This window comes from Streptomyces sp. NPDC091272 (genome assembly GCF_044757485.1).
Taxonomy (GTDB): Bacteria; Actinomycetota; Actinomycetes; order Streptomycetales; family Streptomycetaceae; genus Streptomyces.
The window spans coordinates 242,732-253,223 of record NZ_JBIVVC010000004.1; the positions used below are offsets into that span (position 1 = coordinate 242,732).

General features: G+C 72.5%; 9 protein-coding genes. 7 read left to right on the forward strand and 2 right to left on the reverse strand.

What is annotated here, in order from left to right; genetic code table 11:
• The first annotated feature begins 152 nt into the window (after nucleotides 1–152).
• The 3 genes from ACIQM4_RS14215 to ACIQM4_RS14225 are packed head-to-tail and all read left to right on the forward strand — an operon-like array spanning nucleotide 153 to nucleotide 3,036.
• On the forward strand, nucleotides 153–1,706 hold the full coding sequence (locus ACIQM4_RS14215) for a 4-coumarate--CoA ligase family protein (protein ID WP_401591409.1): 1,554 nt from the start codon (nucleotides 153–155) through the stop codon (nucleotides 1,704–1,706).
• Nucleotides 1,703–2,446 carry an enoyl-CoA hydratase family protein gene (locus tag ACIQM4_RS14220; protein ID WP_401590750.1) on the forward strand — a complete coding sequence of 248 codons (744 nt, stop codon included), beginning with the start codon at nucleotides 1,703–1,705 and terminating at the stop codon, nucleotides 2,444–2,446. The genes ACIQM4_RS14215 and ACIQM4_RS14220 overlap by 4 nt, the downstream gene beginning before the upstream one ends.
• A complete protein-coding gene (locus ACIQM4_RS14225) occupies nucleotides 2,434–3,036 on the forward strand; it encodes a TetR/AcrR family transcriptional regulator (protein WP_401590753.1) in 603 nt (200 codons plus the stop codon). Before ACIQM4_RS14220 ends, ACIQM4_RS14225 begins: the two co-directional genes overlap by 13 nt.
• A gap of 113 nt (nucleotides 3,037–3,149) precedes the next feature.
• On the opposite strand, the gene ACIQM4_RS14230 is transcribed toward ACIQM4_RS14225, so the two are convergent.
• Entirely contained in the window at nucleotides 3,150–4,250 is a 1,101-nt protein-coding gene (locus ACIQM4_RS14230) for a citrate synthase 2 (RefSeq protein ID WP_401590755.1), read from the reverse strand.
• A gap of 309 nt (nucleotides 4,251–4,559) precedes the next feature.
• Between ACIQM4_RS14230 and pdxH the strand changes: the two genes are divergently transcribed.
• The gene (pdxH, locus tag ACIQM4_RS14235; RefSeq protein WP_401591411.1) at nucleotides 4,560–5,186 is read left to right on the forward strand and encodes a pyridoxamine 5'-phosphate oxidase; all 627 of its coding nucleotides are present in this window, start codon (nucleotides 4,560–4,562) and stop codon (nucleotides 5,184–5,186) included.
• Between the two features lie 424 nt (nucleotides 5,187–5,610).
• Nucleotides 5,611–7,029, forward strand: a complete 1,419-nt coding sequence (locus ACIQM4_RS14240) for a PAS domain-containing protein (protein WP_401590758.1) — start codon at nucleotides 5,611–5,613, stop codon at nucleotides 7,027–7,029.
• A 72-nt stretch (nucleotides 7,030–7,101) separates the two neighbouring features.
• Here ACIQM4_RS14240 and ACIQM4_RS14245 read toward each other — a convergent pair whose 3' ends face one another.
• On the reverse strand, nucleotides 7,102–7,857 hold the full coding sequence (locus ACIQM4_RS14245) for an SIS domain-containing protein (RefSeq protein WP_401590760.1): 756 nt from the start codon (nucleotides 7,855–7,857) through the stop codon (nucleotides 7,102–7,104).
• Between the two features lie 244 nt (nucleotides 7,858–8,101).
• Here ACIQM4_RS14245 and ACIQM4_RS14250 point away from each other — a divergent pair, with 244 nt between their 5' ends.
• The gene (locus ACIQM4_RS14250; RefSeq protein ID WP_398419301.1) at nucleotides 8,102–8,794 is read left to right on the forward strand and encodes a metal-dependent transcriptional regulator; all 693 of its coding nucleotides are present in this window, start codon (nucleotides 8,102–8,104) and stop codon (nucleotides 8,792–8,794) included.
• 706 nt (nucleotides 8,795–9,500) lie between these two features.
• A complete protein-coding gene (locus ACIQM4_RS14255; protein WP_401590762.1) occupies nucleotides 9,501–10,379 on the forward strand; it encodes an alpha/beta fold hydrolase in 879 nt (292 codons plus the stop codon).
• Nucleotides 10,380–10,492 lie beyond the last annotated feature (113 nt).

Genomic DNA, 10,492 nt, shown 5'->3' on the forward strand with positions numbered 1-10,492 from the left:
ACCGGGACGACCTGAGTCTCCCGAAGTCGTACCGACACGCCTGGGCTCCCCGAGCCGTACCGGTACGACCCCGAGTCTCCCCAAGCCGTACCGAACCGCGCGACCCTGTCCGTCCACACCGTCGCACCACCGTGCCGAAGGGGACCTTCACCATGGTGTTCCACAGCGAGTACGCGGAGGTGGCCGACGTCCGGCTGCCCATCCACGAGGCGGTCCTCGGACCCGCCGCCCGGTACGGCGACCTCCCCGCGCTCGTCGACGGGACGAACGGCACCACCCTCACCTACGCCCAGCTCGACACCTACCACCGCAGGCTCGCCGCCGCGCTGGCCGCGTCCGGGCTGCGCAAGGGCGACGTGCTCGCCCTGCACAGCCCCAACACGATCGCCTACCCGGCGGTGTTCTTCGCCGCCACCCGCGCGGGCGCCGCCGTCACCACCGTGCACCCGCTGTCCACGGCCGAGGAGTTCGCCAAACAGCTCCGCGACTCCTCGGCCCGCTGGATCGTCACCGTCGCACCGCTCCTGGAGACCGCGCGCAGGGCCGCGGAGATCCTCGTCTGCGACAGCGCGCCCGGCCACCGCTCCGTACTCGACCTGCTCGCCTGCACCGACCCGGAGCCGCGGATCGACATCGACCCGCTGGAGGACGTCGCCGCGCTGCCGTACTCCTCCGGCACCACAGGTGTTCCCAAGGGAGTGATGCTCACCCACCACTCCATCGCCACCAACATCGCCCAGCTGCACCCCTTCATCCCGATGGCGCCGGGCGACCGGGTGCTGGCGGTGCTGCCCTTCTTCCACATCTACGGGCTGACCGCACTGATCAACATCCCGCTGTCGCACGGCGCGACCGTCGTCACCCTGCCCCGGTTCGAGCTGGAGCAGTTCCTGCGGACCGTCCAGGACCAGCGGATCAACGCCCTGTACGTCGCCCCGCCGATCGTCCTCGCCCTGGCCAAACACCCGGCGGTGGCGCGCTACGACCTGTCCTCGCTGGAGTACGTCGTCAGCGCCGCCGCACCCCTGGACGCCCACCTCGCGCAGGCCTGCGCCGCCCGCCTGGGCATCCGGCCCGTCCTCCAGGCGTACGGGATGACCGAACTCTCGCCGGGGACGCACGTGGTGCCGCTGGACGCCGCGAACCCGCCCCCCGGCACCGTCGGCAAGCTCCTGCCGCGCACCGAGATGCGGATCCTCTCCCTGGAGACCCCCGGCAAGGACCTCGGCACCGGGGAGGAGGGCGAGATCGCGATCCGCGGCCCGCAGCGCATGAAGGGCTACCTCGGCCGCCCCGACGAAACCGCCGCGATGATCGACGCGGACGGCTGGGTGCACACCGGGGACATAGGCCGCGTCGACGCCGAAGGCTGGCTGTTCGTGGTGGACCGGGTCAAGGAGCTCATCAAGTACAAGGGCTACCAGGTCGCCCCCGCCGAGCTCGAAGCACTGCTGCTGTCCCACGAGGGCATCGCGGATGCGGCCGTGATCGGGGTATACGACGCCGACGGCAACGAGGTGCCCAAGGCGTTCGTCGTACGGCAGGCGCACGCGGGCAACCTCACGGAGGCGGACGTCATGGCGTACGTCGCCGGGCGCGTCGCACCGTACAAGAAGGTGCGCCGCGTCGAATTCGTCGACGGAGTACCCCGTGCGGCCTCCGGCAAGATCCTGCGGCGGGAGCTGCGAGAAAGGGAACGCGAATGACCCGACAGGCCCTGGTCCCCACCACCCACGAGCGAGGCATCACCACCCTCACCCTGGACTCACCGGCGAACCGCAACGCCCTCTCGGCGTCCCTCGTCCGCGAGCTGGCGACGGCGCTGGAGCGCTGCGGCAAGGATCCGTCGGTGCGGGCGGTCGTCCTCGCCCACACCGGCAACACCTTCAGCGCGGGCGCCGACCTCAAGGTGCCCGCCAGTCCGTACGCGTTCGTGGAGGTGCTGCGGCAGATCACCGAACTGCCCAAGCCCGTCCTCGCGCGCGTCGACGGGCACGCGCGCGCGGGCGGGCTCGGGCTGCTCGGGGCGTGCGACATGGCGTTCGCCTCGCTGTCGTCCGACTTCGCGTTCTCGGAGGTAAGGATCGGAGTGGCGCCCGCCGTCATCTCCATCCCGCTGCTGCCCCGCCTGGACGCCCGCGCCGCGTCCCGGTACTTCCTCACCGGGGAGGTCTTCGCGGGAACGCGCGCCCAGGAGATAGGCCTGCTCACCGAGACGGCGCCCGACGTGGACGCCGCGATGGCCCCCGTCGTCGACGCACTGCGCCGGGCCTCCCCGCAGGGCCTGGCGGAATCCAAGCGGCTGCTGACGGCCGGGGTCAGGGCCGCCTTCGACCGCGATGCGGAGGACCTGGTACAACGCTCGGCAGCGCTGTTCGCGTCCGCCGAGGCGCGCGAGGGCGTCACCGCACACCTCGAACGACGGGACCCCGCATGGCTGTTGTGACCGCCCCCCGCCAGGGCCCCAAGCAGGACCGCAGCCGGGCCACCAGGCAGCGGCTGCTGGAGGCCGCCGTGGCCTGCCTCGCCGAGCGCGGCTGGGCGGGCTCCACGGTCTCCGTCGTGGCCGAACGGGCCGGGGTGTCGCGGGGGGCGGCCCAGCACCACTTCCCGACCCGGGAGGACCTCTTCACCGCGGCCGTCGAGTACGTCGCCGAGGAGCGCTCCACCGCGCTGCGCGCCCTCCCCGGGCACGACCTGGCCGCGGTGGTGGGCGCGATCGTCGACCTGTACACGGGACCGCTGTTCCGGGCCGCCCTGCACCTGTGGGTGGCCGCGTCGAACGAGGAACAGCTGCACGCGCGGGTCACCGAGCTGGAGGCCCGGGTCGGCCGGGAGACACACCGCATGGCCGTACGGCTGCTGCACGCCGACGAGTCCAGGCCCGGGGTGCGGGAGATCGTCCAGGGCTTCCTCGACATGGCCCGCGGGCTCGGCCTCGCCAACCTCCTCACCGACGACGCGGCCCGCCGGGAGCGGGTGGTGACCCAGTGGGCCACGCTGCTCGAAGGGGCGCTGGGCGGCGGGCAGAGGTAAGGGGCGCCCTCCAGGGAGGACGCCCCTTACTTTGCCTGACTTTGCCGCAGCGGCCGTCTGCCCCTGCCTTCGACGGCGGCCGTCCGCCCTTGTTTTCAGCAGCGGCCGTCCGTTCAGCCCGCGATGTCCTCGAAGCCGGAGACCTCGCGCGGGTTGCGGGTGCCGGGGCCCACGTAGCGCGCGGACGGGCGCACCAGGCGGCCGGTGCGCTTCTGCTCCAGGATGTGCGCGGACCAGCCCGCCGTACGGGCACAGGTGAACATCGACGTGAACATGTGCGCCGGGACCTCCGCGAAGTCCAGCACGATCGCCGCCCAGAACTCCACGTTCGTCGCCAGCACCCGGTCCGGGCGGCGCGCGTGCAGCTCCTCCAGCGCCGCCTTCTCCAGGGCCTCCGCCACCTCGAAGCGCGGGGCCGCCAGCTCCTTGGCCGTACGGCGCAGGACGCGGGCCCGCGGATCCTCGGCGCGGTAGACGCGGTGGCCGAAGCCCATCAGGCGCTCACCCTTGTCGAGAGCCTGGCGGACGTAGGCGCGTGCGTCCCCGGTGCGCTCGATCTCCTCGATCATGCCCAGCACCCGGGAGGGCGCGCCGCCGTGCAGCGGGCCGGACATCGCGCCCACCGCGCCGGAGAGCGCGGCGGCGACGTCGGCGCCGGTGGAGGCGATGACGCGGGCGGTGAAGGTGGAGGCGTTCATGCCGTGCTCGGCCGCCGACGTCCAGTAGGCGTCGACCGCCTTGACGTGCTTGGGGTCCGGCTCCCCCCGCCAGCGGATCATGAACCGCTCGACCACCGACTCCGCCTTGTCGATCTCGCTCTGCGGCACCATCGGCAGCCCTTGTCCGCGCGCCGACTGGGCGACGTACGAGAGCGCCATCACGGCGGCCCGCGCCAGATCGTCACGGGCGGTCCGCTCGTCGATGTCGAGCAGCGGCTTCAGACCCCACACCGGGGCGAGCATCGCGAGGGCGGACTGCACGTCGACCCGGATGTCACCGGAGTGCACCGGGATCGGGAACGGCTCGGCGGGCGGCAGCCCCGGGTTGAAGGCGCCGTCGACCAGCAGCCCCCACACGTTCCCGAAGGAGACGTGCCCGACGAGGTCCTCGATGTCGACACCGCGGTAGCGCAGCGCGCCACCCTCCTTGTCCGGTTCGGCGATCTCCGTCTCGAACGCGACGACTCCTTCAAGCCCGGGTACGAAGTCGGACATCAGGCGGCTCCTCAAAATGTGCACGCAAGGCGTGTGCGGCAAGCGACGGAGGCAGGAACGATACCCCTGCCGCAGGGCAGCGACAGGCTCCCCACCGGGGATTTTGGCGGGTTCCGCCGATGCGGGGAAGCGTGAGAACAGGCACACCGTACGACCCACTTCCGGGAGGGTTAGCGGGAGTTGGGGAAGGGAAGACTGGGGCTGCGTCCCGGCGGGCCTGTGTGTCGCGGCACGCGCGCCCTGCGGCAGGATGGCCCCGTGCCGAACACATCCCCCGAAGCAGCCGGGCCCGACGCCGACCCCGCCGCCATGCGCGAGCAGTACCGCACCGAGGAGCTCACCGAGGACGCGCTGGCGTCCGAGCCCATGGACCAGTTCGGCCGCTGGTTCCGGCAGGCCGTGGCAGGCGGGCTGCACGAGCCGAACGCCATGGTCGTCGCCACGGCCACCCCCGACGGCCGGCCCAGCACCCGTACGGTGCTGCTGAAGGCCTACGACGGGCGGGGCTTCGTCTTCTTCACCAACTACCGCTCCCGCAAGGGCGGCGAGCTGTCCGCCAACCCGCACGTCTCGCTGCTGTTCCCCTGGCACCAGATCGCCCGCCAGGTCATCGTCACCGGCACCGCCGCCCGCGTCTCCCGCGCCGAGACGGCCGCGTACTTCCGCACCCGCCCGCACGGCTCACAGCTCGGCGCCTGGGCGAGCGAGCAGTCCCAGGTGATCGGCTCGCGCGACGAACTGATTACCGCCTACGCCGACTTGGCGGCGCGCTACCCGGAGGGTGAGAAGGTGCCGGTGCCGCCGCACTGGGGTGGCTACCGGGTCGTGCCGGAGGCGGTGGAGTTCTGGCAGGGGCACGAGAACAGGCTGCACGACCGGCTGCGGTACGTCAGGGCGGCGCCCGCGGCATGGACGGTGGAGCGCCTGAACCCCTGAGCGGGGGAGGGGCCGCGCGCCGGGGCCGTGCGCCCGGCCGTGCGCCCGGCCGTGCGCACGGCCCTGGAACGCAGAAACCCCGCGGGCTCTGGTCCCCTCCGGAGAGGGGGCCGGCCGGACGTACCGGCGAGCCCGCGGGGCGGTGACTGCTGTGGATTGGAACCGGCTGCGCCGGCACCGCACTGTGTGCGACAACGGGCAACTAGCCCGCAGTCACCTCACGCGTCCGGAAAGAAATCATTTCCCGAATCACCTCCTTTCGGTGTGAGCCACACACTAGGAGCCGCCCCGCGGCGTCTCAACCGAATTAACGGAGCACTTCGATTTCGTGGAACCCCGTGTGGGCTGCGTCACCTTCGAGTTGAATGATCGGACGTGCGGCACAGCGGACAGCGGCACGGGTGAACACCTGCGGGGGTGCCGGGTGAGTGCTTCTCTGAGCAGTGGGACCGCCGAGCCCGGACCGGAGGCGGGAGCGGGCGCGGAAGGGCCGCGGACGGGTGCGGGGCCCGACGGCCCCGAGGCGGGCGCGGGACCCGACCTCCTCGCAGCCCTCCTCGACGGCATGGACGCCGCCCTGTGTGCCTTCGACGCCGACGGCGTCGTCACCCACTGGAACCGCGAGGCCACCCGCATCCTCGGCTGGAGCGCCGCCGACGCGATCGGCAGACGCGGCTTCGCGGGCTGGGCGGTGCGCAGCGCCGACGCCGACGAGGTGCAGGGCCGGCTGATGGGGGCGATGCACGGCGGCGGCCGGCAGGTGCACGAGTTCGCGCTGGTGCGCAAGGACGGCAGCCGGGTCCTCGTACGCACCCAGTCGGCCGCGGTCACCGGTGCGGACGGCAAACCGGCCGGGGTCTACAGCGCCTTCGGCGAGGTGCACGCGCAGATCGACCTGGAGCGGGCCATAGCCCTCAGCGAGGTCCTGTTCGAGGACGCGTCGTGGGGTGTGGTCCTCGTCGACGTCGACCTGCGCCCCACCGTCGTCAACGTGCACGCGGCCCGTGCCCTCGGCGGCGGTCGCACCACCCTGCTGGGCCGCCCGCTCGGCGAGACCGTCGTCCAGGGCGTCGACGAGCTGGAGGGCGCCCTCCAGCACGTACTCGCCGAGGGCACCCCGCCCGCCCCCGTCGACCTGTGGGTGACGCTGCGCACCGCGGAGGGCGAACGCAGGCGCTGCTGGCGCAGCGGCTTCCTGCGGCTGGCGTCGCCCCTCACGGAGGAGCCGGTGCCGCTGGGTGTGGGCTGGCTCTTCCAGGACGTCACCGAGGCGAAGACCGCCGAGCAGGACGCGGCCAGGCTGCGGTTCCGGGGCAACCAGCTGCACCGGGCGGCCAGGGCCGCGGCCGAGTGCGAGGACCCGATGGAGGCCGCCGCGGCCTATCTGGACTTCGGCCTCGCCGGGTTCGCCGACCACGCAATCGTCGACGTACTGGCCGGGGACCGGCTCGTACGGGTCACGGCCACGCCGGCCGGCGAGCCGGGCCCCTGCCTCCAGGAGAACGCGGAGGCGGGTATCCCGGTGCGGTACGGGGAGGGCCACCCCGCGCTCCAGGCCCTGGAGCGAACCGGCGCGGTGCGTGCGAGCGCGGGCGCCCGCGAGGACTCCGAGGGCTGGGCCACCGACCGCCAGTGGCCCGCGGACGCCGTGCACGCGCTCTGCACGGTGCTGCGCAGCCGCGGCCGCACCCTGGGCACGGTGACCTTCCTGCGCGGCACGAGCCGCCCCGCCTTCGAGCGCCCGGACGCGACGTACGCGGAGAGCATCGCGGTCCGGGTGGCCGCCTCGGTCGACCTCGCACAGGCGGTACGGGAGGGCGGCGGCCGGGGGACGGGCGCCTGACGGGACGGGGGCCCGACGGGGCAGGGATCCGACGGGACGGGCGCGGCGGACACCGTTCGGAGATGGGCCTGCTCAGTGCCGGAAGAAGATCCGGTCGCCGTACTCGGTCATCACCCGGCCGTTCCACTCGTGCCCGCCGTCCACGTTGCCCGAGCGCAGCATCGGCGGTTCGAGGCCACGCTCCACGAGCTCGCCGACCGCCGCCGCCATGACCGCCTGCATCAGCGCGGTGGTGACCACCGTCGAGGCGGGGGCGAAGGGGGCGTCGACGCCGTCCACGGTGAGCTCGGCGTCGCCGACCGCGATCTTGCTGTCCAGCACGATGTCGCAGTGGTCCTTGAGGAAGCTGCCGGACTTGTGCCGGGACCTGGTGTCCTGCGCGTACGCCACGGAGGTCACGCCGATGACCTTCAGGCCCAGGGCGCGCGCGTTCATCGCCATCTCCACCGGGAGCGCGTTGCGGCCCGACAGGGAGATCACCACAAGCACGTCGCCCGGCTTGGCGGGGCTGCTGTCGAGCACCGCGCCCGCGAGGCCGTCGACGCGTTCCAGGGCGGAACCGAGGGTGGCGGGCATGACGTCGATGCCCACCACACCCGGTACGGCGAGCAGATTCATCAGGGCGAGGCCGCCCGCCCGGTAGACGACGTCCTGGGCGGCGAGCGAGGAGTGGCCGGCGCCGAACGCGAAGAGCCGGCCGCCGGCCGCGACGGTGTCGGCGATGGCGGTGCCGGCCGCCGCGACGGAGTCCGCCTCCTCGTCCCGCGCCCGCTGGAGAAGGTTGATCGCGGCGTCGAAGAACTGTCCGGCCAGTTTGTTCTCGCTCATCGCAGAGGGGCCTTTCCGAGGGGCTACCGAGGGTAACTAACGGGGGCGCCGTCCGCGCCGCGGATCACGTTGCGGTCTGGACCTGGGGCCTGTCAATACGGCCTCACCCCGGTCCGGCACGGTTGTCGGTGCGATGCGTCAGAATTGGTGTCGGGCCGGGGCGTCCGCGGCAATCCGCCGGACGACTCTCCGCGACGACGAGCCAGCGCACCAAGATTTTCTGTCACAGCATCGAGGGGCACACATGTCCGGACTGATCGACACCACGGAGATGTATCTCCGCACCATCCTCGAACTTGAGGAGGAGGGCGTCGTCCCCATGCGCGCCCGTATCGCCGAGCGACTCGACCAGAGCGGGCCGACGGTCAGCCAGACGGTGGCGCGGATGGAGCGCGACGGCCTGGTGACGGTCGCGGGCGACCGCCATCTGGAGTTCACCGAGGAGGGCCGGCGCCTCGCCACGCGCGTGATGCGCAAGCACCGCCTCGCCGAGTGCCTGCTCGTCGACGTGATCGGCCTGGAGTGGGAGCAGGTGCACGCCGAGGCCTGCCGCTGGGAGCACGTGATGAGCGAGGCGGTCGAGCGGCGCGTGCTGGAGCTGCTCCGCCACCCGACCGAGTCGCCGTACGGAAACCCGATCCCGGGCCTGGAGGAGCTGGGCGAGAAGTCCGAGGCCGATCCGTTCCTGGACGAGGGCATGGTCAGCCTCTCCGACCTGGTGCCGGGCCCGGAGGGCAAGACGGTCGTCGTACGGCGCATCGGCGAGCCCATCCAGACCGACGCCCAGCTGATGTACACGCTGCGCCGCGCGGGCGTGCAGCCGGGTTCGGTGGTCAGCGTGACCGAGTCGCCCGGCGGGGTGCTGGTCGGCAGCAGCGGGGAGGCGGCCGAGCTGGACGCGGAGACGGCGTCGCACGTCTTCGTCGCCAAGCGCTGACGCGGGTGCGGCTGCGGGTGCGAGTGCGGGTGCCGGGGTTCACCCTGTCGCCTGCGCCTGCCGCGCTTGTCGCACGCCCACGCCTACTCCACGCCCACGCCTAGCCCTACCCCTACCCCACGCCCACCCACTGCTCGTGCCGCTGCTGCTCGGTTGCCAACTGAGTCTGGAGTGACGGGAGTTGACCCGCGTTTTCGTGACGGAACCCAAGCAGCCGGGCGGATCGCGTGCCACCCTGTGTCTGCGGCACATGAACCGGGGCACATGACCTGAATGCAGGGCTGCCGGCCGGGCCCGCCGCACGGCTGGGGAGGAGGCGGGGGGATGCGCCCGTCGTACGTACCGCAGGGAGCGCCTCGCGAGTCCGGGGCGCCGGCGCAGGCGGTGTCGCAGGCGGTACCGCATGAAGAGGGCCCCGGCGCCCTGAGGCGCCGGGGCCTGTCCTCCCCTGTGCTGACCTGGAGCCCCGAGCTCTCAAGGTCAACTCCCGCGGACCGTCTTCCCCGAGCGGCCCGCCTCCCGAAGAAGATCTCCCCTCGGCAGCGCGAGCCAATCCTTGAGCGTTGTCACTCGAAAGAGGGGTCTTGGGTGTCACACCCACATTTTCGAATGCAAGTTCGATAGCTTGGGGTGGCCGGAGATGACGGACCGGAACACGGCAGGGACGACTACCCGGAACGGGAAGCAGAAGGGGGTGCCAGGCCATATGGTGCGGCGCACAGACGTGACCGGAGCCGACGGCGTACGCCTCGCCGCCTGGGAGTTCGCCGACCCGCCCAAGGACGGCGGGGAGTCCGCGCAGCTTCCCGGCGTCTTACTGCTGCACGGACTCATGGGCCGTTCCTCGCACTGGGCGGCCACGGCCCGCTGGCTCTCCGAGCGGCACCGGGCGGTCGCCCTGGACCAGCGCGGGCACGGTCGCAGTGAGAAGCCCTCGGAAGGCCCCTTCACGCGCGATGCGTACGTCGCCGACGCGGAGGCGGCGATCGAACAGCTCGGGCTGGCCCCGGTGACCCTGGTCGGGCACTCGATGGGAGCCCTGACGGCGTGGCAGCTGGCCGCCAAGCGGCCGGACCTGGTGCGTGCCCTGATCGTCTGCGACATGCGGGCCTCGGCGCTCGGGGCGGCGTCCCAGCGGGAGTGGGACGACTGGTTCCGGTCGTGGCCGCTGCCGTTCGCGACGCTGGCGGACGTCCGGAAGTGGTTCGGTGAGGACGACCCCTGGGTGGAGCGGCCGAGCCCGGCACGCGGTGAGTTCTTCGCCGAGGTGATGGCGGAGCGGGCGGACGGCTGGCGCCCGGTCTTCTCCCGCCGCCAGATGCTGGAGTCGCGGGAGACGTGGGTGCACGACGCGCACTGGGACGAGCTGTCCCAGGTGCAGTGCCCGACGCTGGTCGTACGAGGCCTGGACGGCGAGCTGGGCCGGGCGGAGGCGCAGGAGATGGTCCGGGTACTGCCCCGGGGGCGGTACGCGGAGGTGGTGGACGCGGGGCACCTGGTGCACTACGACCAGCCGGAGGGGTGGCGCTCGGCGATCGAACCCTTCCTGGAAGAAGCAACCGACCCCTCCCTCCCCCAACCCTGACCCTCCGCACACGCAACCACGCCGCACCCGCCCATCTCACCCCCTCGCCCAGGGTGCACCTCCTAGGGGCGCGGGGAACTGCGCGCCCAGCCACGCCGCGCCTGCGCGTCTCA

Coding starts and splice junctions, on each gene's coding strand:
- ACIQM4_RS14215 (WP_401591409.1), top strand. CDS start 153: ATGGTGTTCCACAGCGAGTACGCGGAGGTGGCCGACGTCCGGCTGCCC.
- ACIQM4_RS14220 (WP_401590750.1), top strand. CDS start 1,703: ATGACCCGACAGGCCCTGGTCCCCACCACCCACGAGCGAGGCATCACC.
- ACIQM4_RS14225 (WP_401590753.1), top strand. CDS start 2,434: ATGGCTGTTGTGACCGCCCCCCGCCAGGGCCCCAAGCAGGACCGCAGC.
- ACIQM4_RS14230 (WP_401590755.1), bottom strand. CDS start 4,250: ATGTCCGACTTCGTACCCGGGCTTGAAGGAGTCGTCGCGTTCGAGACG.
- pdxH (WP_401591411.1), top strand. CDS start 4,560: ATGCGCGAGCAGTACCGCACCGAGGAGCTCACCGAGGACGCGCTGGCG.
- ACIQM4_RS14245 (WP_401590760.1), bottom strand. CDS start 7,857: ATGAGCGAGAACAAACTGGCCGGACAGTTCTTCGACGCCGCGATCAAC.
- ACIQM4_RS14250 (WP_398419301.1), top strand. CDS start 8,102: ATGTCCGGACTGATCGACACCACGGAGATGTATCTCCGCACCATCCTC.
- ACIQM4_RS14255 (WP_401590762.1), top strand. CDS start 9,501: ATGGTGCGGCGCACAGACGTGACCGGAGCCGACGGCGTACGCCTCGCC.